The 20,684-nt window shown below is 53.0% G+C and carries 25 protein-coding genes; 16 read left to right on the plus strand and 9 right to left on the minus strand.

Annotation, left to right across the window (positions count from 1 at the left end; translation table 11 throughout):
- The first annotated feature begins 7 nt into the window (after positions 1–7).
- Positions 8–610, plus strand: coding sequence for a YbhB/YbcL family Raf kinase inhibitor-like protein (locus ABSG49_RS03605; RefSeq protein ID WP_424024737.1), 603 nt, complete (start codon positions 8–10; stop codon positions 608–610).
- 8 nt (positions 611–618) lie between these two features.
- Here the strand turns inward: ABSG49_RS03605 and ABSG49_RS03610 are convergent, their stop codons facing one another.
- A complete protein-coding gene (locus ABSG49_RS03610) occupies positions 619–1,800 on the minus strand; it encodes an MFS transporter (protein WP_424024738.1) in 1,182 nt (393 codons plus the stop codon).
- Between the two features lie 139 nt (positions 1,801–1,939).
- Here ABSG49_RS03610 and ABSG49_RS03615 point away from each other — a divergent pair, with 139 nt between their 5' ends.
- Both ABSG49_RS03615 and ABSG49_RS03620 read left to right on the plus strand, forming a co-directional pair.
- Positions 1,940–2,680 carry a hypothetical protein gene (locus ABSG49_RS03615; protein ID WP_424024739.1) on the plus strand — a complete coding sequence of 247 codons (741 nt, stop codon included), beginning with the start codon at positions 1,940–1,942 and terminating at the stop codon, positions 2,678–2,680.
- An 88-nt stretch (positions 2,681–2,768) separates the two neighbouring features.
- Entirely contained in the window at positions 2,769–3,752 is a 984-nt protein-coding gene (locus tag ABSG49_RS03620) for a PEGA domain-containing protein (protein ID WP_424024740.1), read from the plus strand.
- Between the two features lie 32 nt (positions 3,753–3,784).
- Here ABSG49_RS03620 and ABSG49_RS03625 read toward each other — a convergent pair whose 3' ends face one another.
- From ABSG49_RS03625 to ABSG49_RS03635, 3 genes are all read right to left on the minus strand, one after another.
- Positions 3,785–4,873 carry an ABC transporter permease gene (locus tag ABSG49_RS03625; protein ID WP_424024741.1) on the minus strand — a complete coding sequence of 363 codons (1,089 nt, stop codon included), beginning with the start codon at positions 4,871–4,873 and terminating at the stop codon, positions 3,785–3,787.
- Positions 4,870–5,922: an ATP-binding cassette domain-containing protein gene (locus ABSG49_RS03630; RefSeq protein WP_424024742.1), complete on the minus strand. Its 1,053-nt coding sequence runs from the start codon at positions 5,920–5,922 to the stop codon at positions 4,870–4,872. The genes ABSG49_RS03625 and ABSG49_RS03630 overlap by 4 nt, the downstream gene beginning before the upstream one ends.
- Positions 5,923–5,986: 64 nt before the next feature.
- Positions 5,987–6,448 carry a MarR family winged helix-turn-helix transcriptional regulator gene (locus ABSG49_RS03635; RefSeq protein ID WP_424024743.1) on the minus strand — a complete coding sequence of 154 codons (462 nt, stop codon included), beginning with the start codon at positions 6,446–6,448 and terminating at the stop codon, positions 5,987–5,989.
- 206 nt (positions 6,449–6,654) lie between these two features.
- On the opposite strand from ABSG49_RS03635, the gene ABSG49_RS03640 reads away from it, so the two are divergent.
- From ABSG49_RS03640 to ABSG49_RS03675, 8 genes are all read left to right on the plus strand, one after another.
- Positions 6,655–7,716, plus strand: coding sequence for an RMD1 family protein (locus ABSG49_RS03640; RefSeq protein WP_424024744.1), 1,062 nt, complete (start codon positions 6,655–6,657; stop codon positions 7,714–7,716).
- A 137-nt stretch (positions 7,717–7,853) separates the two neighbouring features.
- Positions 7,854–8,216, plus strand: a complete 363-nt coding sequence (locus ABSG49_RS03645) for a YkgJ family cysteine cluster protein (protein WP_424024745.1) — start codon at positions 7,854–7,856, stop codon at positions 8,214–8,216.
- 176 nt (positions 8,217–8,392) lie between these two features.
- Positions 8,393–9,568, plus strand: coding sequence for an Nre family DNA repair protein (locus ABSG49_RS03650; protein ID WP_424024746.1), 1,176 nt, complete (start codon positions 8,393–8,395; stop codon positions 9,566–9,568).
- Between the two features lie 82 nt (positions 9,569–9,650).
- Positions 9,651–10,727: a DNA polymerase IV gene (gene dinB, locus ABSG49_RS03655; protein ID WP_424024747.1), complete on the plus strand. Its 1,077-nt coding sequence runs from the start codon at positions 9,651–9,653 to the stop codon at positions 10,725–10,727.
- A gap of 24 nt (positions 10,728–10,751) precedes the next feature.
- The gene (locus ABSG49_RS03660; protein WP_424024748.1) at positions 10,752–10,961 is read left to right on the plus strand and encodes a hypothetical protein; all 210 of its coding nucleotides are present in this window, start codon (positions 10,752–10,754) and stop codon (positions 10,959–10,961) included.
- A gap of 300 nt (positions 10,962–11,261) precedes the next feature.
- A complete protein-coding gene (locus ABSG49_RS03665; RefSeq protein ID WP_424024749.1) occupies positions 11,262–11,819 on the plus strand; it encodes a DUF6125 family protein in 558 nt (185 codons plus the stop codon).
- Positions 11,767–12,093, plus strand: a complete 327-nt coding sequence (locus ABSG49_RS03670; protein ID WP_424024750.1) for a DUF1294 domain-containing protein — start codon at positions 11,767–11,769, stop codon at positions 12,091–12,093. The genes ABSG49_RS03665 and ABSG49_RS03670 overlap by 53 nt, the downstream gene beginning before the upstream one ends.
- Before the next feature lie 63 nt (positions 12,094–12,156).
- Positions 12,157–12,642 carry a deoxycytidylate deaminase gene (locus ABSG49_RS03675; RefSeq protein WP_424024751.1) on the plus strand — a complete coding sequence of 162 codons (486 nt, stop codon included), beginning with the start codon at positions 12,157–12,159 and terminating at the stop codon, positions 12,640–12,642.
- A 129-nt stretch (positions 12,643–12,771) separates the two neighbouring features.
- Here ABSG49_RS03675 and ABSG49_RS03680 read toward each other — a convergent pair whose 3' ends face one another.
- The 3 genes from ABSG49_RS03680 to ABSG49_RS03690 form a co-directional block, all read right to left on the minus strand.
- Positions 12,772–13,281, minus strand: coding sequence for a hypothetical protein (locus ABSG49_RS03680; RefSeq protein ID WP_424024752.1), 510 nt, complete (start codon positions 13,279–13,281; stop codon positions 12,772–12,774).
- A 106-nt stretch (positions 13,282–13,387) separates the two neighbouring features.
- Positions 13,388–14,131, minus strand: a complete 744-nt coding sequence (locus tag ABSG49_RS03685) for a hypothetical protein (RefSeq protein ID WP_424024753.1) — start codon at positions 14,129–14,131, stop codon at positions 13,388–13,390.
- Between the two features lie 256 nt (positions 14,132–14,387).
- Entirely contained in the window at positions 14,388–14,912 is a 525-nt protein-coding gene (locus ABSG49_RS03690; RefSeq protein WP_424025142.1) for a lactate utilization protein, read from the minus strand.
- A 206-nt stretch (positions 14,913–15,118) separates the two neighbouring features.
- Between ABSG49_RS03690 and ABSG49_RS03695 the strand changes: the two genes are divergently transcribed.
- The 5 genes from ABSG49_RS03695 (at position 15,119) to ABSG49_RS03715 (ending at position 18,112) form a co-directional block, all read left to right on the plus strand.
- A complete protein-coding gene (locus tag ABSG49_RS03695) occupies positions 15,119–15,616 on the plus strand; it encodes an adenosine-specific kinase (protein WP_424024754.1) in 498 nt (165 codons plus the stop codon).
- 161 nt (positions 15,617–15,777) lie between these two features.
- Positions 15,778–16,065 carry a hypothetical protein gene (locus ABSG49_RS03700; protein ID WP_424024755.1) on the plus strand — a complete coding sequence of 96 codons (288 nt, stop codon included), beginning with the start codon at positions 15,778–15,780 and terminating at the stop codon, positions 16,063–16,065.
- A 456-nt stretch (positions 16,066–16,521) separates the two neighbouring features.
- Positions 16,522–16,764, plus strand: coding sequence for a DUF504 domain-containing protein (locus tag ABSG49_RS03705; protein ID WP_424024756.1), 243 nt, complete (start codon positions 16,522–16,524; stop codon positions 16,762–16,764).
- A 120-nt stretch (positions 16,765–16,884) separates the two neighbouring features.
- Positions 16,885–17,739: an N-formylglutamate amidohydrolase gene (locus tag ABSG49_RS03710; RefSeq protein WP_424024757.1), complete on the plus strand. Its 855-nt coding sequence runs from the start codon at positions 16,885–16,887 to the stop codon at positions 17,737–17,739.
- 127 nt (positions 17,740–17,866) lie between these two features.
- Positions 17,867–18,112, plus strand: a complete 246-nt coding sequence (locus ABSG49_RS03715) for an ATP-binding protein (RefSeq protein ID WP_424025143.1) — start codon at positions 17,867–17,869, stop codon at positions 18,110–18,112.
- A gap of 106 nt (positions 18,113–18,218) precedes the next feature.
- Here ABSG49_RS03715 and ABSG49_RS03720 read toward each other — a convergent pair whose 3' ends face one another.
- Entirely contained in the window at positions 18,219–18,971 is a 753-nt protein-coding gene (locus ABSG49_RS03720; protein WP_424024758.1) for a YkgJ family cysteine cluster protein, read from the minus strand.
- A gap of 58 nt (positions 18,972–19,029) precedes the next feature.
- A complete protein-coding gene (locus ABSG49_RS03725) occupies positions 19,030–20,295 on the minus strand; it encodes a nicotinate phosphoribosyltransferase (RefSeq protein ID WP_424024759.1) in 1,266 nt (421 codons plus the stop codon).
- Positions 20,296–20,684: the final 389 nt, after the last annotated feature.

Raw genomic sequence — 20,684 nt, forward strand, 5'->3', positions numbered from 1 at the left:
CACGGTTATGCGAACCTGGTCGTCTCTGCTCCTCCCGGTTGTCCTTATCTTACTTATCTGTGCTGCCGGATGTACAACCCCGGCACCGTCCTTAGCATCCCCCTCATCAGTCCAGACCGTTACATCCCCTCCTACGTCAGCCATCCCATCGGGAACGCTTACCCTTCACGTTGATTCCCTTGAGCCGGGCTCAACACTGCCCGATACCTATACCTGCAAAGGTGCAGGTGAATCACCAGAAGTATCCTGGAGCGGGATACCCGCCGGCACAAAAAGCCTCGTCCTGATCCTTGATGATCCTGATGCACCGAAAGGGACGTTCACCCACTGGCTCGTATACAATATCCCTCCCGTGTCCGGCAGTATGAGCCGCGCAGAGCCAGACCAGGAGGTACTTGGAAACGGGGCACAGCAGGGTGACAGCAGTGCAGGCTCCCGGGGGTACTATCCTCCATGTCCCCCGGTCGGGACAACGCACCGGTATGTGTTGAGGCTATATGCCATAGATATGGATATTTCACAACCCGCTGCCAGCCGCGAATCAATTGACTGGGCTATGAGCGGACATACCCTGGAAAAAACTGAGGTTGTCACCAGTTTCAAAAGATAATATTCTTTCTAGTAACTGTGGCCTCTCACGGACCATGCGAAGATACCCGTGACCGCGATGACAAGGATGAAGCTTGCAAGGAAGCCGGTAGAATAACCGGCTGTGGTGATGACAACCCCCGTGATAAACGGCCCTGCCGACTGGCCGATATCCATGATGGAGGAGAGCGCTCCCATGGAGGCTCCCAATTGTTCTTTTCTTGCGATATCCGCAATATAGGCACTCGTAGCTACGGTTGAAATAGACATGCCCAGTCCGAATATCGCGCTCACCAGAAGGAACATCCCAAACGACGATACAGCAGGAATCACCGCAACCGAACACCCGGTAATCAGGAGACCCGCAGGAATCTGGATGCGTTTGTCGACTTTGTCGGCAATCCTCCCGAAGAAGGGTTTGGTCGCAGCGATAATGACAACCTGGACAGCAAAAATAATACCGGTCTGGTACGGGTCGATGCCTTTGCCGGAAAGAAAGACCGGAAGAAATGTTTCAAACGAGCCGAATGCAAAATAGGTTGCCATATCCACGAAGGCGGTCCCCCTGAGGCGGGGATTGGAAAAGAACGTGATAAAACTCTCACGGAATACTGCAAACGGGAGAACATCGATCGTTGAAGACCGGTTCTCATGGTACATCAGTGTCATGATAAAGACAGGAACGGCAGCAAGGGCTGCAGTGACATAGACTATCCTGTACGGGAGCAGTCCCGGGGACATCATGAAATACGTGATGATCGCCCCTCCTGCAAGCGGTGCAATTGTACGGCCGATCAGGGTGGCGGAGGCATATTGTCCCAGCATCTCCCCTTTGTTCGTCGGGAAGCGTTCGACAATGACGGCTGAAATGACCGGGCCAAGGATAGCAGTCGCAGTACCATGGAAGAACCTGACGGGAATCAGCCAGAGAGGATCGGTGATAAAAAGATACAGGAGCGGGGCAGAAAGAAAGACGGCTCCGGACAGGATCAGCAGTCGCCTCCTGCCAAGATGATCCGAGAGAACGCCAACAGGAAACGAGAAGAGGATTCCCGCAAGCGGAGAGAAGGCTGCGATGAGGCCGATGACGGTATCATTGGCGCCGATTGCGCTGGAATACAGTGGCAGGACGGGGTTTTTTGAGATGGTTGTAGAAAAAATGGCAAAGAAGCCGAGAAGGAAGAGATAGTACATCATCTGTCGGTCAGGCATACTCCTGACGGGCTTGGCATTTGCTTGGGACATGGTCTTGTACTGGATCGTGAGTGATATTCTGACTTAAGGTTATACGCTGTGGTAATAAATGAAATAAATCATAACTATAATATCGATAACTGTCCCACTTTCACCCATGACGAAATTGTCTTCATCGGGAATTATATTCTGTTCATTATTGCTGATCGCGCTGATTGTACTTCCTGCTTCGGGAGTCGCCGCATCCTCAACAACTGCTGCCCCGGTAACAACCGCCGCTTCAGCAACGGCTGGTCAGCCATTTATTTCAGCATCCGCTTCTCCCGCGAATGCAACCGCAGGGAAACCTGTAACCATCAGCGGTGTTGCGACCGGAGGAAATCTTTCCGCGGGTGTCCAGATCTGGGTATTTGCAGGTAATTATGTGAATGTATCAACCGTTCCAGTAAGCGCGGACGGGTCTTTTTCAAAGACGTACCAGACGACCGGTCTCCCCACTGCAACCTATTACGTCATCGTGCAAAGCCCCGGCAAGGACGGAGTCCTCAATATCGATATGGAGACCACCGGACAGTATTCCGGACAGGTTGTGAACACCAAGACCGCCAGTCTCGTGTTCAACTTCACCGGGACGGGGAGCGTCCAGGATTCAGCGGCAGCCCAGGCCCTTTCGGATGCTTTCAACTTGCCCGGTGTCGATGATATCTATACAAAATGCACCTTCCAGCTTATGGCACCGGGAACTTCTGCAGAGTCCGTGACAACCTTAGCGCCCGAAAGCACGACTGTCGCGCCGACCCCGGTTGCAACAACAAAAAAATCCCCGCTTTCGCCGTTTACACTCCTTGCAGGATCAGGTATTGCCGGGTTAGCCATTGCATGGCGCTCACGCCGGTAATCCTCTCTCACTTCTTTCACACCCGCGTCATCTCCCACGGGTTTTTATAAGATTCCCTCAAAGGAAAGAGTACTGAATGGAGATGCTTATGAAAAATGAGTACTGGATTGTGTTGGTTCTGGCCATACTGATCAGTTGTTGTATCCTCCCCGTTGCCGCCGATAATGCTACTATCGGCGGCGACCAGGGATGGTATGCGATCTACTGCAATATCTATGGGGCAAAGATATATCTCGATGACAAATATATCGGAACGACACCTCAGGAAGGGGCTCTCACCGTTCCGGTTTACATAACCGGGACGCCCTATAAGACGATACGGGTCCAGAAGTACGGATACTCAACGTTCGTCGATTCGATTACAGAGGTTCCCGAAAAGGGAGGGATCGTTAACCTGTATACAACTCTCAACCAGCTCCCCGCCACAACCCAGACGGTTATCGGCGGTGATGTGGGCTGGTATGTTGTGCATTGCAACATTGATGGTGCAACTGTCCTGTTCGATGATTCGAACAGGGGTGAGATCTCGCAGGGAATGGTGTATGTGCCGGTATACAGTACCGGAACTCCCTACCGGGAATATACCGTGAAAAAGGACGGGTACACAACGTTCTCGGCGACTATTGCCAATGTCCCGGCAAAAGGCGAGACTATCGATCTGTATGCAACCCTGAACCCGATGGCGACCTCAACGACCACCCCGGCAATGATCGGAGGGGATATCGGCTGGTATGCGGTGCACTGCAACATTGACGGTGCAATGGTCACATTTGACAATGACGCAAAGGGGCAGATTGCGCAGGGTAACCTGACGGTGCAGGTCTATGTGACGGGCACGCCCTATAAGACCTTCACGGTCTATAAAACCGGGTATGCACCCTATACCGGTACGATCGACCAGTATCCCGCGAAAGGTGAAACAATCGATCTTTATGCAACGCTCAACCCGGAGGTAACAACCACGACACTTCCCGCAGCCACCCAGACCCAGAAGTCCCCCGTGGCAGCAGGGGTTTGCGGACTTGCACTCGTAATTGCAGGTGCAGCTGCGTCAATCGCCTCCAGGAAATAATCTTTTTTTGGAGAGGCTTCAATCGCCCCCGTTCACTCCAGTGTCCTGCGGTAGGTGACGATCCCGAGGATGAACATCGCACCGGAGAAGATCATCAGTGCAATGAGGTCGATGCCTATCACATCGAGTCCCTGGCCCCTGAGAATAATTCCTCTCAGGGCATCCACCCCATAATATTCAGGATTGATTACCGTGATCCAGCGAAGCCAGTCCGGCATTCCAATAACCGGGTAGAACGCTCCCGAAGTCATGAACAGGATGAGGTTGAGGAATGCGACCGTTGATGCGTATTCCTGCTGGGCAGAAAATCTTGAAGCAAACGAGACCACAAGACTGGTGACACCAATACAGGCGATCAGGATCACCAGCATGGCAAGGAAGAAATCCTCGAGGCTCTGGATGACGATGCCAGTGATAAGGATATCGATTAAGAAGATGGTAAAGCCCGCAATGAATGCCCTGATGGTTCCGCTCGATATGATACCGGCAATGATGCTTGTCCGCTGGACCGGTGTAACCAGATATCCTTCATGGATTCCATTCTCACGGTCCTTGATGAGCGCGATCCCGCCACCGAACATGGTGGACGTGAAAATTGCCATCATAATGACGCCAACGCCGAAGAACTGGATATATTTGATATCCCCGTAAATCTTGTTTATCAAAACGGGGTTGTGGGCCATGAACTTGACGAGAACACTGTTGACTCCGGACTCAACGAGGGCCGGTGTGATCGAATTCGAGCTGTCTACGTAAAGGCGGATTGCATGGTCATTGGATACCTCTGACGGAAATACGATGACCGCGGTTACGAGCCCTTTAGCAAGATCATGTTTGGCCGTGATCTCATCGGAATATACGGTAACATCGAGGAGTTTTGGATCATCTTTCTGCGAGATATGGTTGAGTTCATACGCGGCGCTTGTAAAGAGCGGGGTATTGTTGTAGGGGGGCCCTTCCTGGACAACCGCAACCGGTATATGGCTGATCGTCCCACCCATCGCGTTCCCGAATATCACGAGATACATGATGGGCATCATCAGTGTCATGATGACAACGAAGGGATTGCTTAAGAATTTCTTGAAATCCCTAGTGAATATCGCAACGGCACCCCGAATCATGACGGTCTCCCCCTGGCTCCCGGTTTTGCCCCTTCGTTGTTACCTGCATCCAGTTTACTCCCGGTCAGATAGATGAAAACATCTTCCAGGGATGGTGAATGGATCGAGATAGAGTTCATCGGAATGGAATAACTATCAAAGACATTGATGATGGCGGGCAGGGCTTTGCTCCCGTTCTTTGCAGAGATGGTGAGGGTATTATTCTTGAATTCAGCTGAATTGACAAGCTGGTTGCTCCTGATCCCCGGGAGTACGCGGTCATCCATCGTGTCGAGGCCAATTTCGATCAGGTCACCTGCCGGGAGTAATTGTTTAAGGTTTTCAAGAGTATCGAGAGCTATAAGACGCCCCTTGTCGATAAAAGCGATCCGGTCACAGAGTTTTTCTGCCTCATCCATATAGTGCGTCGTCAGAATGATCGTTGTTTTTTCCTTATTCAGAATAGAAATCTGCTGCCAGACTTCGCGACGTGCCTCTGGGTCAAGACCGATCGTTGGTTCGTCAAGGAAAAGAATAAGCGGGTGGTGGATGAAAGCACGGACGATCTCCAGTTTCCTCCGCATTCCCCCGGAAAAGGTCCCGACTCTCACATTGGCAAGATCGGCCAGCTCGGTCATCTTGAGGAGTTCCCATATTCTTTTGTCGAGAATTTCGTCGGGAACGTTGACCAGTTTGCCATAAAAATCGAGATTATCGTAGGCAGTAAGTTCCACGTCGAGTGTACTATTCTGGGGACAGACGCCGATAATGCCGCGGACTTTTTCAGGATCCCGGGTAATTTCGTAGGTATCGAGGTATGCTGTCCCGGATGTTGGTGTGAGCAGGGTAGTCAGGATCCGTATCAGGGTGCTTTTCCCTGCCCCATTCGGCCCGAGAAGACCAAAGATCTCCCCCCGACCTACCGTGAATGAGACATCGTCGACCGCTGTTACCGTCTTTACCTTGCTCTTGAATGTTTTTACCACATGCTCGATCCTGATAATGCTGCTGCCAGCCGGCTCGTGATGAGTATTTATCATATCCTCATGGGTGGTGTGATCAGCTGTCATTTCAGTCTTCCCTCTCTGGTGGTTCCGGACCGGTTATTCCCTTGATACCTTCCCATGGGTCACTTCAGTCGATCCTGGAGATGATGCTCCTGAGTTTTTCCAGCGACTGGCAGAGGTCTTCAAGATCCTGCCTGTCCAGTCCGGAGAGAATGTTTTTGATATTCTCCTTATACAGCGATGCTGACTTTTTAAGGTGCCTGCTTCCCTCCGGAGTAATGGTGATGTTGATTACCCTGCGATCGTGGGTGTCGGGGATACGCTGGGCAAGCCCGTCTTGGATCAGCTGGTTGACAAGCATTGTCATATAGGGTTTCGATATGTACAGCCGCTTCCCCAGTTCCGACATGGGAAGGGGAGTGCCCTCCCGCATCAGGATACCGAGCGTGCGGTACTGTGCTACCTGCATACCGGTTTTTCCCAGTCCTGGCTGGAATATTTTTTTGTGATAGAACGGCAGGAGTGCAATGAGATTCTCTGCTATCCTCTCCTTGATGATATCTGTCACTACCACACGTTTCTGTTTCATGGATTAATAGTTTTATGATTGAACTATTCATTTTTTGAACCATGCGGGAGATGCAAGGGAAATCTTGTGCAGGATTAGCGGTGTTTAAAACACCAGTTTCCTGTATCCGGTTTCCCGATGATCGGCCATCGCAAGGATTTATCATCTTCATGGTTGTTCATTATTGCAGATACGAGAAAATACGTCATGAAAGGAGAGATACACCCATGATTACGCTCCGGTTTTATCGGATTTACGATATCGGGAGGGAGATCGATCTCGACTGGCTCGAAAAGGCGCTTGCCCAGAATTATTTTACGGCAAGGACCAGTTTTGTGCGGGTCAAACCAAAATCCATCATGCTTGAAGACCCCCCGCTCATGATCCAGATGAACCCGATACGGGTGGAGCGGGACGGCAGGCCGTTTGAATTCTCTGTCGTCGCCCGGGTCTACGATATCGGGGTGATCAGTTTCTGCTTTATTTATCAGAACACCGATGCCGAAATTGCAGAACTTGAGAAGATCGCGTTCCTGTTCGCCGGGCAGGAAGGCCTTGCAGATTTCTATGTGCAGTACCTCAAGACGCTCGGCGAGATCATCCGCCCGCATATCAAAGGATTTGCCATCAACCCGGATTTCTTTGAAGATTACACGATCTATGTCACGGACCGCCGTGACGATTCCATTGATCCGGTCGCCCTCCTGATCGGGGAAAAGACGAATATATCCCCGCAGATACGCGAGGAGATCATGAGGAACTCCCTCAGTTACACGACCGATGACCTTGCCATCCTCTCGTGGGATTCAGCGCTCCTGTGCAACCCGGACAGCCCGACTGATCTCATCGATCTCATCGAGTTCGCAAACGTGCAGGTGCTGGAACTCCGGTACTATGACCGTGAACTGACCCGCGAGATGGGGAAGATGTACGATGACATCGAGCATGCAGACCGCATGTCCCAGTTCCGCCGGGGCCGCCAGTACCACGCGATCATGGCAAAACTCATGGAGACCTCCGCAGAGATCTCCGAGATTATCGAGAAGGTGGATAACCTGATCAAGGTCACCGAGGATGTCTACTATGCCCGTGTCTATGCAACGGCGCTCAAAGTACTCAGGAGCAGTCAGTGGAGCGAAAGCGTCAGCCGCAAGATTGAGGTGATCCAGGAGAACTACTCGATGCTCTCGGATGAAGTGCGCATCCAGCACTCCAACTTCCTCGAATGGGTCGTCATCATCCTGATCGCTCTCGAGTTCGGCCTTGCGATCTGGCAGACCCTCCGCTGAGAAGGGGGCGATCCGCTCTGGCTTTCGAATGCTTCCAGTGCGGGGAATGCTGCAGCTACCTCGGATATGTCCATGCAATCAAGGAAGATTTTGGAGATTACCGCTTCCTGATTTATAACAATTATACCGGGGAGGAGATGCGGGTTACGGTCGATCCTGACAAGCACGAACTCTTTGATGACAAGAGCATCTTTGAAAAACTGCCTCACACCTGCCCCTTCTTCCGGCACCAGCCCGGGAGTGAGAAGGCCTATTGCACCGTGCACCTGACCCGCCCGGAAATATGCCGGGACTATGGGTGCTGGCGACTGTTGATACTCAACCACACTGGCCGGAGGGTGGGACGCATCAAGTATATCCGGACGCTCTGCTCCGATGACGCACTTCTCACGAAGATATGGGAGAGCTGCATCGAGGAGCACAAGGAACCGGATGACAAAAAATGGGAGGATGAGATGTGCCGCATCCTCAGGAGAGCCGGGTATACCGTGCGGAGATAAGTCGCTGATGGGCTCCGGTCTGATGACGTCCTGATGCAGCGATAGCAGCACCCCCGGTTCCTCATATCAGAACCTGATCACATTTTTTCCTCCTTCTGACAATGGAGGTTCCGTTTCACTTTCTCCCCGCACGGTTCATACCTTAAAAGATCTGCCAATCTCATTACCTGTATACAATGATCGGTAAAGGTGCCTATCTTCGTCAACTCACGGCGTCCACGATGCCGATGAAGTCCGTTGCCATGGGAAAAGAGATTGAAGGCAGTACGCCACCTTCCGTTTTTATCGGGAGCTGGAATTATCCCGATGTATTCGCCGGTCCCATGGTGGCGCCGCTCCATGGTGATACGACATTCATGGACATGCCGGAAGCCTGGATACCGGGGAACAAGACCCAGGAAGAGATCATCGGGTACCGGCTCAGCCTCATACGGGGGAAAAAGCAGGTGAATGCCGGCGATCTCGATAACCGGTTTGTGGAGAATCTCCAGGAGATCTCGCTGTCCGAATCCTCCCTCGAGAGCGAAATTGCCTTCACCAGCACACCAACGGGGCAGTCCTTTTCGGAAGAGCACACCCCGTTTGGCCCGAGTGCGCCGATCGAACGTTTCGATATCGAGACCGGGCGATGGAACCGTGATCTGGAAAAAGTGTTTTACGATACCGATCTGAAAGCAGCCGATGCCGTGATGGACCTGCATAAGGAGGATGTTGCCTTCTCAAGTATCCAGAAGGCCTTCTCTGTCGGAACAATGGGACAGGAGCGCGGGAGGCATCTCGTCCCCACGCGGTGGTCGATCACCGCATGCGACACGATCATCGGCGACCGGCTTCTCGCAGGGGTCAGGAAAAACTCTGTCATTGATACCTGGAGGGTACATGAATTCTCCAGCCTTCACAATAATTACGCGGTCATCCTGATGCCGACCGGCTGGCAGTACGAATGGTCGGAAGCCTTCCTTCACGTGCTGGGAAACGAGGAACTGGTCTTTTCGGATCACGAAGGCACCCGGAAGAAGACCGGCTACTCCCCCCTCGGGGGCTGCTACTACTCCTGCAAGATGGCGGTCCTCGAAGCACTGTCCCGCGAACAGAAACAGGCCGGGGCGATCATTCTCCGGGAGGCGCTGCACGGATACGTGCCGATGGGGGTCTTCAATGTCCGGGAAAATGTCCGGAGCGCGATGCAGCAGCCGGCTTCCGAGTTTGAAGGAATAAAACCCGCTCTTGAGTATCTTTCTGGAAAGTTCACGCTTCCGGTAACACGTTTCATCGAAGAAGGATCACTTCTCCGGTCGGCCATCCATGACCGGCAGTGCAGGCTTGGTGATTTTATGCCGGCGGCAGGCTGAGATGAATCTTATGGTTCCCATCACGTTCAACCCGCCCCCATCACCGACATATCCGGATGATGTATCTCTGGTGAATAGGGATGTGCAAGGGGAGTATCAACGGATCATTCTCCATCTCGATATGGACAGCTTCTACGCATCCGTAGAGGTACAGCGCAGGCCGGAGCTCGCCCATAAACCCGTGGTGATCGGTGCAGATCCGAAGCACGGGAAAGGACGCGGGGTAGTCTCGACATGCTCCTATGAAGCGAGGGCGTTTGGTATTCTTTCTGCGATGTCGATCTCGCAGGCATTTTCCCTCTGCCCCCAAGCGATCTTTCTTCCCCCGGATTTTCCTGCATATGTCCGGGCATCGCGTGCGGTGATGGCCATTCTCCGGTCATACGGGTACCGGCTGGAGCAGATGAGCATAGATGAAGCCTTCCTCGATATAAGTCCTCTCGGGAATTTTACCGCTGCACAGCAGTTTGCAGAAGAGATCAAGGCGAATATAAGCCACCGGCTCGGGCTCTCATGCTCGGTCGGTATTACCCCGTCAATGGCTGTTGCCAAGATCGCTTCTGATTTTCAGAAACCCGATGGTCTTACGATCGTCCAGCCATCAGCCCTGCAGGACTTCCTCGATCCCCTCCCTGTCAGGAAGATCCCCGGGGTCGGTAAAAAAGCGGAGGCCCTGCTATTCGAGATGGGGATCAGGACGATAGGGGATCTTGCAGGGCACGATGTCCAGGACCTGATCGGGCGTTTCGGCCGCAGTGCAATCGCCCTGCATCAGCTGGCACGCGGGATTGACGGGAGTGATATTGTGGAAGGCCGGGAAGCGAGATCGCTCTCCCGGGAGACGACGTTTGAGACCGATACGGACGATCTGGGCGTCATTGCTTCCACGATCGATGCGCTTGCTCAGAGTGTCTGCGACAACCTGGCAGAAGAACATCTCTGGTTCCGGACAATCACTCTCAAGATCCGGTACCAGGGTTTTATCACACGGAGCAAAAGCCGCAGCCAGTTGCATCTCTCCGGTGATGCAACAGTGGTACGGTCGCTGGTGCATGCCTTGTTCCGCGAGGTTTATGACGGCAGGAAGATACGGCTTCTGGGTATTCGGCTGTCGTCCTTTGAAAAGCAGGACAACGGTCAGGTCACCCTTCCGTTATAGAAGAGTTCAGGATATCTTTCGTGCGTGCTTGCGCAGGAACTGCTCCACATCATCGATCTCAACAATAAACATATCGATGTCCTGCACAAGTCCACGCAGATCCTCGCAGGGGATGTCGACCTGATGCCCATCAGAGGCGAGGATTGCTTCTGCAAGACACCGGGCTCCTCCTGTTTCCCGTACGGAATACTGGGAATGCGCATAGCGAGTAGAAAACCAATGCTGCACGTTTGAGGGGATCTCCCGTCAGGTTTGCCCGGAATACCAGTTGGAGCAGGTTACCTTCTGACAATACCCGGCTGTCCCCCCCGTCTTTTGCCAATATCCCGTCATGGATCGCGATGATCGTTTCCAGCGTCAAATCCTGCATCTGAAATCCTCATATGTGCCGATAGTACGCGTGGGTTCCGCAATCAGATGAACCTGGCTCAGGTGTTTTCATTCAGCATTTCCTTTCATGCATCTCCTTTCCAAATCTTCATATGAGAACCGGCAAGACTCTTAATATCCCTGGCGTGATCTGCGATGAGTTACATGAATCTTGAACTTTTTGATGGGATGACTGATGCAGAAAAACACCAGTACCTGGAATTCCTCCTCTGGCACTACCGGGTAGTGGATGCCTTCTGGTTCATCAACATCTCCGATACCTTTGGTCAGGGCGTTGCGGAGACGATCAATGAACGGGTCTGGGGACGCGTGGCCGGTATGGCGGCCAGAGATATTGTCCGCCGCTTCGGTATTTCCGAAAAGGGACTCTCCGGATTCGTCAGGGCCCTACGGCATTTCCCGTGGGCGATGATCGTAGGTTACACCATCGAAGAACGTGATGATGAAGTGATCATCTCTGTTCCTTCGTGCCCGACCCAGGAGGCCCGTCTCCTCAGGGGGCAGGGCGAATATGTCTGCCGGGAGATGCACCGTTCGGAGTTTACCGGTTTTGCGCGGGAGATCGATCCGGCGATCCGGGTGGAATGCCGGTTTGCCCCACCAGACCCCCACCCGCCGGATATGTTCTGCCAGTGGCGTTTTTATATTGATGAGGAGGTCTCCGGGGAACCTGGCCCCAGCAAACAACCGGGAGCTGATTAAGATCGATGGGATCCTGGTCCTTATCGTACTCTATCTCTGCATGAATATCGTTGCGGCATGGGCATTTGCATGGGATAAGCGTAAAGCGAAGAACAACTCGTGGAGGATGAGCGAGGGCACCCTGCTGGTGCTGGCATTCATGGGGCCGTTCGGGGCGTTTGGGGCTATGAGACTGTTCCGGCACAAGACCCGGAAAATGAAATTCTATCTTGTTCCGCTCTTTCTGGTGCTCCATTGTGCCGTGTTTGCATTCATCCTCATTACGTACCGGTAACACTCAGGAACCGACACTGCAAACCCTACCTCTTTAATACCGGGATTGGCCATACTCTCTTGAATGCGGACCAACAGGCACCATTATTTCCTTGACCTTGCCACGCGGTGCGCCAACCAGGGCACCTGCCTCAGGCGCAACTTCGGGGCAATCATTGTCGACGAATTCAATACGATCGTTTCCACCGGGTATACCGGGGCGCCTCGCAAGCAGATGGACTGTACGGAACTGAACCGCTGCTGGAGAAAAGAGCACAACATCCCTTCGGGCTCGAACTACGAGCGCTGCCGGAGCGTCCATGCAGAGATGAACGCGCTCCTCCAGGCCGGCAAGCATGCCCGCGGGTGCACCCTCTACCTCTCCGGGTTCGATGTCGAAACCAACGAGACTACCCAGATCTGGCCCTGTTTCCTCTGCTCCAAGATGATCGTCAACAGCGGGATCGCGAACGTAATCATGCGTACCGGTACCGATACGTACCGGGAGATGGACCCGATGGTCCTGTACCAGATGCGGAGCCGGGAAGCGCTCGGGGACGACACCACATAATAATCATCCTGTTTTTCCGGATGCAACCGGTTTTTTTACTAAAATCCTGAATTGAGAACACCGGAAATGATTCAATTAGCCGGTGTGTACTCACAGTACCTGCCGGGATGACAGACGCTGGTAATTCCTTCAGGTGTTCTCATGACGTATCTCGTTATAGAGCGAGACGAGCGAGAGGCTGATCAGGTTCATGGTCGTAGCGGCATACCAGAGGAACGCCTCAGCGCTACTAAGAGTCGCAATCCACCCGGTCCAGAGCATGGCGCAGATGATCGCAAAGGTCAGGAGGGTATCGAATGCAAGAAAGATCAGTGGCCTGCCGAATATGCGCCCGAGTTCTGCAATGGTGCAGTATTCAAACGGTGCCGGGCGGTGGAGCAGGTCGAGTGCAGAGCGCCCCGAGTTCATCAGAAGGTCCGCAACAGCCCATACGGTCACAACCATACCAAAGAGGCCCAGGTAGTATCCCCCGCTGGACATACCTTGGCGTAATGCGGTCAGGCCGAAAAGGATCTTGAATATGCAGAAGGGGATGCCGATCGTGCAGCTCTGGAAGAACGGGCGCATAAAAAACCTCTGGATTGCATCCATCTCTTCTTTGCAGTTCTCTTTTTCTGGGGAACAGGTATCGTGTGTCATAAAGGATTCTCATCAGGTCTCAACCGGGAAATTGCCTGGTCATATGAAGGTTCGATCGCGTCCATCCGGTCCGGCAGAAAGCGCAAAGCACTATTCTTCGGGAGTGTCACTTCCTTCCTAGTATCATCAGGCTGATACCAGCGGAGACGACGGCAATCCCCACATCAAGCGGGGATTTCTGGGTAGGCAGAGGTGATGTCGTCGGAAGGGGTGTCGTTGGTGGCAGGGTCTCAGGAGGCAGGGTGGAAGATGGTGTGGGTGAAGACGGAGGTGTGGTTGCTACAACAGTATACGTTGGCGTGTTGATCATCGGGCGGGAAGCGCTCCGGCTATAGGCCTTCTGCTCTACTAGAAGGTTGCCGCTTTCCGGAGCCAGAGGATTCTCCACTTTGACAGAATACGACCTGATTGCTGTATAGACCGAGGTCTGGAATTCGACTAGGGCATGTCCCGTTTCATCCGTGTTTACCTGCGCATAATAGTTGGTGTTGGGCATCGCAGCTGTTGATGGTGCAACATCGTCACGGATGGTGCTCCCGCCGCCGTTGTTGTACCGGTATGACCCGATGGTGTACGGGCCGCCGGGAGGGTCCTTGACGACGTTTGCGGTATTATCAGAAATAATGGGGGGCTGGTCGTACGGTGCACCTGTCATCGTGAACGTTCCCGGCAGCCAGATATAATATGACGTATTCGGCAGGCCGGTGATGGTGACGGTAAACCGGCTGCCCCGTGACAGGGAATCGCTGATGGACTGCTCCGTTGATTGCGTTGCGGATGCGGGAATCACCGAGAACAGGAAACAGGCCAGGAATAAAAATGCGATACAATTCTGGATTTTTCTCTTCATGGGAACCTCTTCCCGGTATGCCAGGAATTGCTCAACTGACATTTTACGTTTGTATTTAAAAGGATACGGTATTCACGGATGGTACATTACAGTTTTTCATCGATCCCGATCATCAGGAATGACTGTGAATGAACGTGAACAGCACAGTCCAGCGCCATTATAATGTCCTCTGGTAGTATCCTGGCGGTAGCCCAGCGCCTCGCCGACAAGGATCAGGGTTATCCCGGCCGGTGTTTTTCTCGTTTGCAAGGATAACTCATTTGCCGATGGTGCTTGGGGTCCCGTAGGCCCACCCTGCCCGTGCATTTTCCAGCCGGAACGCATATTCCCGGATCCGGTGGAGGGCACTGTCAAGATCCGGCACAATCTTGTTGATACCCACGACAAGAATGAGATGGCCTGCGACAAACGGCCAGGCGCCGACACGGCTTCCGCTTGCATCGCAGGCAACAATTTCACTGGTCTGCGCGGTTGCATTCGCACCCGATATGAAATATTCTGCGGTTACGGATTTTCTCCTCAAATCCGCTCGTTTTTTATTATCATCCGCTGATGTTATGACGGAGTGCAGGTCAATCCAACCGGATTTCCGTCCGGTAATATATTCCTCGAAACGAATCTCGACCAGCGTTCTCGAGGAACCCCTCATCACTTCTGCACCTGCGGGGATGATCTTTTTTATTGCAGAGAGTGCATCATCACCGTCAGCAGCCGGTATAACCTGTACCCCTCTCTCTTCTATTGCGCGGATTGTCAGGCAGACTGCCTCCGGTGAAGGCAGGGCATTTCATTGTTCAGGATTTACCCCTCGTCCGTTATCAGTCCGATGGCACTCTACTGCGTGATTTTTATCATGTGTATCCTGAAGGGAGATGATGCGCAGGAGCGCGTATAATCTTGCGGCAGCTACAAATCCGCAGTCACTTCATCTCCCTCAGGGAAAACCCATTTATTATACGACTCCCATCTCAGCCTTGGGGTGAACTGATGAGTGGAGTGGTAGAATTCAGGGTGGTAAAAATTCACAAGCCCGAAGACGTGAATATCATCATCGGGCAGTCTCACTTTATCAAAACAGTCGAAGACATAAGCGAGGCCGTTACCGGGGCTGTCCCGAACGCAAAGTTCGGTCTTGCATTCTGCGAGTCATCCGGTGACTGCCTTATTCGTCTTGACGGGAATGATGAGGATCTGATCGCCCTTGCGCGGGACAACGCCCGGGTGATCGGTGCAGGGCATTCATTCCTCCTCCTCCTGCGGGACTGTTACCCGATCAATGTTCTGAATGCGATCAAGCTGATCCAGGAAGTCTGCACCATCTATTGTGCGACAGCGAATGCTGCGGAAGTCATTGTCGCGGAATCTTTACAGGGAAGGGGGATCATGGGCGTGATCGATGGAGAGAAACCGAGAGGAGTTGAAGGGCCTGACGATGTTGCGTGGAGGACGGGGCTGCTCAGGAAATTCGGGTACAAGCGGGGCTAGATGTATCTGGCCTGCTCAGGAAGAGAGGATGGGAAAACAGGCACTCTTTTTTGAGAGATACGATCCAGTTTCAAAGCAAAGCGGGGTTTTTCGCTTATCACGATCATTGGGGGACAGGATCCCCGTCGCTTTCTTTATTATCCGGGAGCCAATTACTGATTATGTCTCCACGACAACCGAACCGGCCCAAGGAAACCGGGAAGAAGGTCCCCCCAAAGTCAGGATCCGGCATGGACCGGGGGCGACATCTGGAAGATGCCCGTCACCATCCGCTCAATCATCCGCTCCCCCATCCCGAACACAAAACCCTGAAAAAGCCCCCGCTCCCGCCAAAACATACCCCGCATTCACATCCCCATGGCGACGATCTGCCCGCTCATACGAACCCCCCGGGCCCTATCAAGCCTTCGAAACGAATGACAAAGACCGGTACACAGAAAAAGATCTGATTTTGGCATTGCGTTCATCCTGAAAAATATAGTCTGAAAAAAAGTACCTGCGGTACGGGGGTAATTGCTTATGATAAAACGTATCAGCAATCTCTTTCCAGCGTGCAAAACGGAGCCGATCCGGAGGAAAAAAAATCGTTCTCCTGTAACCGCATTATGGATTTCATAAATTTTTTTTATGTATTCAGCCAATCCGGCAATTTGACAATACTTTTATACCCCTTTCTTTCCACTGGAACGGACTTTATAAATGCCCCAATCATGTAAAAAAGACTTTACAGAGTTTTCCCATGGCAGGTATCTGCACAAGCCGTAATGGATTATTTGCACACGAAATTGCAGTCATTCCTTTCCGAAAAACCATGATCATGAGACCGGATGGAGGATTCCCGCAGTTATTCGGGAAATCCTAAAACGTTCCCGCGATATACCACCCCTCAGTACAGTTGATGTTCTATGCTCACGAGCCATAAACTTCTCCTGAAATACTGGCATGATCAGCGCTATACTTTTTCTGACATCATCGTGTGTTATGTCAACCGGGGGGTTCCGGGGGATCGCTCCTGTGTCAGTGGCCGGGACATCTGCAACCTCGATGCATATTATTTCGAGATCGTATCAGGAGATCAAACCACGTGTATTCCGTACCACCGTATCAGTAAGATTACTTACAAGAGGGATACCATCTGGGAACGGTAGGAAGGTACTTCGGCATCCGGATGGGATCTGCTCTTGATTTTTTGCTCTTGATTTTATATGTAAATCCTGACTGATCCGATTTTTACCGGAGAAATCCAGAACTGACAGGTTTCCGGGACCATGAAAACATTAACTCCCACGTTGATCGTATATTCAGGTACCGTGACACCACGCTATCCTTTCCTGATCTCCATCCCGCACGGAGGAACGGACATCCCGCAGGAACTGGCCGGGCGTCTTGCGCTCAGCAGGCACGAAATCCGGTATTACAGCGATCCCGTGACGCGGGCGTTGTACAGTTTTGGCAGTTCTGTTCAGGCCTTTATCGAAACACCAGTATCCCGTATGGCGGTCGATCTCAACCGTCCCCCGCTGCCCATTCCGCCCCGCGATCCGGATGGCATCATCAAGGTGCGGACGATTGACGGGAAGACGGTCTATCGCGAAGGATTGTTTCCTGATATGAACCTGATCCACCGTCTCATGATGGCGTGGTACTTTCCGTATCACCAGCATATCGACGAGCTGATCGATCATCGGGGGGTGAAGATTGCATTTGACTGCCATTCGATGTTGCCCGTGGGATCCGGTGAACAGAAGGATGCAGGCAGGAGGCGGCCGCTGATCTGCCTGGGAAACAACGGGGACCGGAAGGGACGGGCCAGGAAAAGCAGTATTGCGACCTGCCCCGAATCCTGGATAAACGCCCTCGCGGACGAGTTCCGGTCAGAATTCTCCCTTGGCAGCGAAGTGGCGATCAACAACCCGTTCTCCGGCGGGTTTATATCAAACGCACATTACTGGCGTAAAGGTGTTCCCTGGCTCCAGATCGAGATCAACCGGTCGCTCTACGAACCGGAACGGGCTCGCAGCGCTGCCCGATCTTCGGACTGCGATGGATCGGTTACTGCATTGCGTGAAAGGATCTGGAGGGTGCTGGCCACATTCTGGGATCAACACGATGGCGGCACATAAGCATCCCGCCCGGTATAACCCATCAGCCAGTATATCGTTTTTTCCGGGCCGTCGATGCACGGTCCTTTCGTTTCCCGGCATCGCTATCCGGTGGCAAAACAGCGGGATAACGGTGCTTGCGGACCCTATGCTCTCCACGATTTTTTCTGATATCATGGCAAATTGCATCAAGTTTGGCGGGTGTGACGTGGAAATCCCTCTATCAACCCGTTTTCCGGGCGATGGCACGGTGGAGATCTCGATCACCGATATGGGACGGGACATCACGGATCCTGCAAAGGAAGGTATATTCGATCGGTTCATGCAGGGATCGGAGAAGCACAGGAGTTACGGTCTCGGACTTCATATCATGAAAATGCTGGTTGAAGCCTAGGGAGGCCGCGTATAGGCTGATAACGGGATACCCGGACAACCGGAAAAAGGGGTGGCGATACGGTTAACATTTATGAAAGGATAGGTGCGGAAGGGACGTTCCGGATTCATTCCCTTAGGTTGGTATGCTCTTCGAACCGGCCATCATAAAACACCATCACCCGGATTGGCTCACCCCTCTTAAAGGCCCGCATCCGGTCGTCATACACCTTCTGCACGTGCCGGAGCCGGTGCCGGGTAAAATACTTTTGAATGCATTCGAGAAAGGTGATCTCCTGGGTCAGGAATGCGTTTTCGAACTCCTTTGTTTCCCGGGCGGTTGCCAGGCATTCCTTCTCCGGAATCACCTGGTTATACTCCCCGTGCCGATCGATCCCGGAGATCTGCCGCCAGTCTACCTTCCCGGTCTCATCCGGTTCGCGGTGGAGCATGTACGGGTAGATGCGGCAGATAGAAAACCGGTCATGATAGATCCGGCACCGGCCGTTCTCCAAAAACCAGCAGGAACCCGGTTCATCGGCCTTTGCCCGCAGGGCATAGCCGGAGACATAAAATGTGCCGTTCTGATCACAGAACTCCGGGTCCGGTGCCGGCTCAAGCGCCGCGGGATCGATTTTCTTCACGGCAGTCACATCCCGGTCGAGCAGGAAGACATGCCCATTGAAGGTGCGGGTACAGCACTTTGCACAGCACGTGCACCGGAACCCGACATCCCGGATGATGCCGGTGAGCCTTTCCAGGGGGTACTCAAAGAGGCTGTTGCGCTCCTGCATCAGGGCGGCAATGCGGAAGGGAATGGGTACAAGTGAAACGGCGATCACCCCATACGGCGTGGAGAAAAATACGACAGGAGACCACACTCTTTTTTTGCAAAAGACGATGGGAATCCCCATATTCCCGGCTGCGGAGAGGCACAACTCATTGCTGCACCCGGACACAATACTCCTGCTTTGCAAGGGTCCTGAACCGTTCCGGCAGTGACATGAGTTCCTGCGCACACCGTTTCCGGATATCATCCACCGCAGGCAGCGGTTTTACCAGCCTGCCGGCCCGGAGATACGGTTCGACAAGGCCCCCCTCCTCATGCCCCTCCATCCTGATGACCTCATCATAATCCATGGCCCCATCCTTGTAATGCCGCACTACCTGACGCCGGTAAGGAAATGTTGTCTTACCGGGGCTGGTCTTGAACCGGGGCCCCCCCTCATATTCCACCAGCTTGTACACCATGTCGAGGTACGGCGCGTCCGAGGAGGTGATGAAATGTGTCCCCACTCCGAACGAATCAATCGGGATACCCCCGGCCAGCCATCGGTCGATGGAATACTCGTCCACGTTGCTGCTCACAAAAATTTTGATGTGGGGCAGCCCGGCACGGTCAAACCGTCCCCTCACTTTCACTGCGAGGTCCGCCAGATCCCCGCTGTCGATCCTGATACCGGTTACGGGCACACCCTCGCGGGCAAGCCTGATGATAGTCTCCGTGCAGGCAAGGGTGTCATAGGTATCGATGAGATAGAGGCCCCGGTCGGGAAACGAGGACTGGTATGCCCGGAATGCCTCTTCTTCAGTAGTAAAAAGCATCACATAGGAATGTGCCATGGTCCCGACAACCGGTATGCCGAACCTTTTTCCTGCTTCAAGGTTCGAGGTACCGGAGAACCCCGCGATATAGGCCGCCCGGGCTGCCGCAATTCCTGCATCGGGCATATGGGAGCGACGGAAACCAAACTCGACAACGTTCCTGCCGCGACTGACTGCGATAATCCTCGCTGCTTTCGAGGCAACGAGGGTCCCGAAATGGATACAGTTCAATGCCAGGGTCTCCAGGATCTGGATTTCGGGGAGTGGTCCCTCGATCTGGACAAGGGGCTCGTTCTGGAACACGATACATCCTTCCGGTATCGCGGAAAGGGTCCCGGCAAACCGGTACTCTTTAAGGTAGGAAAGAAAGTCATCACTGAAAATGGCAAGGCTTTCCAGGTATACGATATCCTCACGGGTAAACCGGAACATCTCCAGCTGGTTGATCAGCATATCAAGGCCTCCGGCAACAAGGAAATTCCGCTCATCGGGAAGTGTCCTTGCAAAGATGGAGAAGACTGCGGTTCCGGTCTTCCCGTGTTCGAGAAAACTCTGGGCCATGGTGAGTTCATAGAGGTCGGTGAGGAGCGCAGTACCCATGAGATTCGTCCCTTTCTTTTGCCTGGAAATGTCCCGGCTCCCGGTTGATCCCGGGGTCCCGGACCCGTACCTATTCTGTTCTGCCGCACAGGAGAAAAATGAATGGATATCGGTGTGCCAAGGTAGCCGTTATCCATTTATCATCGCTGGAAGATGACCAGATTGAATCACCTGCGGGCAATTGTTTTGCTGAAATGCAAGGGCTTAAACTCCCGGCAGGTATCTTCCAGTGAAGGGAACAGAGGCAGAGAATGCAGACCCTATCGAAAGTGATGAGTTGTCTTATCGATCTTTTTGTTATGGTCAATGGTATCCGGGTTGTCCTGATGCCGCCATTTTGTGACGAGCCTTAGGGATATGCAATCATTGCAGTCGGGCTTTTCAACACG

This window comes from Methanoregula sp. (genome assembly GCF_049510175.1).
GTDB lineage: Archaea > Halobacteriota > Methanomicrobia > Methanomicrobiales > Methanospirillaceae > Methanoregula.

What these genes read in the sequence shown, in the direction of transcription:
- ABSG49_RS03605 (WP_424024737.1), top strand. Translation starts at nt 8, where the DNA reads ATGCGAACCTGGTCGTCTCTGCTCCTCCCGGTTGTCCTTATCTTACTT.
- ABSG49_RS03610 (WP_424024738.1), bottom strand. Translation starts at nt 1,800, where the DNA reads ATGCCTGACCGACAGATGATGTACTATCTCTTCCTTCTCGGCTTCTTT.
- ABSG49_RS03615 (WP_424024739.1), top strand. Translation starts at nt 1,940, where the DNA reads ATGACGAAATTGTCTTCATCGGGAATTATATTCTGTTCATTATTGCTG.
- ABSG49_RS03620 (WP_424024740.1), top strand. Translation starts at nt 2,769, where the DNA reads ATGAAAAATGAGTACTGGATTGTGTTGGTTCTGGCCATACTGATCAGT.
- ABSG49_RS03625 (WP_424024741.1), bottom strand. Translation starts at nt 4,873, where the DNA reads ATGATTCGGGGTGCCGTTGCGATATTCACTAGGGATTTCAAGAAATTC.
- ABSG49_RS03630 (WP_424024742.1), bottom strand. Translation starts at nt 5,922, where the DNA reads ATGACAGCTGATCACACCACCCATGAGGATATGATAAATACTCATCAC.
- ABSG49_RS03635 (WP_424024743.1), bottom strand. Translation starts at nt 6,448, where the DNA reads ATGAAACAGAAACGTGTGGTAGTGACAGATATCATCAAGGAGAGGATA.
- ABSG49_RS03640 (WP_424024744.1), top strand. Translation starts at nt 6,655, where the DNA reads ATGATTACGCTCCGGTTTTATCGGATTTACGATATCGGGAGGGAGATC.
- ABSG49_RS03645 (WP_424024745.1), top strand. Translation starts at nt 7,854, where the DNA reads ATGCGGGTTACGGTCGATCCTGACAAGCACGAACTCTTTGATGACAAG.
- ABSG49_RS03650 (WP_424024746.1), top strand. Translation starts at nt 8,393, where the DNA reads ATGATCGGTAAAGGTGCCTATCTTCGTCAACTCACGGCGTCCACGATG.
- ABSG49_RS03665 (WP_424024749.1), top strand. Translation starts at nt 11,262, where the DNA reads ATGAATCTTGAACTTTTTGATGGGATGACTGATGCAGAAAAACACCAG.
- ABSG49_RS03670 (WP_424024750.1), top strand. Translation starts at nt 11,767, where the DNA reads ATGAGGAGGTCTCCGGGGAACCTGGCCCCAGCAAACAACCGGGAGCTG.
- ABSG49_RS03675 (WP_424024751.1), top strand. Translation starts at nt 12,157, where the DNA reads ATGCGGACCAACAGGCACCATTATTTCCTTGACCTTGCCACGCGGTGC.
- ABSG49_RS03680 (WP_424024752.1), bottom strand. Translation starts at nt 13,281, where the DNA reads ATGACACACGATACCTGTTCCCCAGAAAAAGAGAACTGCAAAGAAGAG.
- ABSG49_RS03685 (WP_424024753.1), bottom strand. Translation starts at nt 14,131, where the DNA reads ATGAAGAGAAAAATCCAGAATTGTATCGCATTTTTATTCCTGGCCTGT.
- ABSG49_RS03695 (WP_424024754.1), top strand. Translation starts at nt 15,119, where the DNA reads ATGAGTGGAGTGGTAGAATTCAGGGTGGTAAAAATTCACAAGCCCGAA.
- ABSG49_RS03700 (WP_424024755.1), top strand. Translation starts at nt 15,778, where the DNA reads ATGTCTCCACGACAACCGAACCGGCCCAAGGAAACCGGGAAGAAGGTC.
- ABSG49_RS03705 (WP_424024756.1), top strand. Translation starts at nt 16,522, where the DNA reads ATGCTCACGAGCCATAAACTTCTCCTGAAATACTGGCATGATCAGCGC.
- ABSG49_RS03710 (WP_424024757.1), top strand. Translation starts at nt 16,885, where the DNA reads ATGAAAACATTAACTCCCACGTTGATCGTATATTCAGGTACCGTGACA.
- ABSG49_RS03715 (WP_424025143.1), top strand. Translation starts at nt 17,867, where the DNA reads ATGCTCTCCACGATTTTTTCTGATATCATGGCAAATTGCATCAAGTTT.
- ABSG49_RS03725 (WP_424024759.1), bottom strand. Translation starts at nt 20,295, where the DNA reads ATGGGTACTGCGCTCCTCACCGACCTCTATGAACTCACCATGGCCCAG.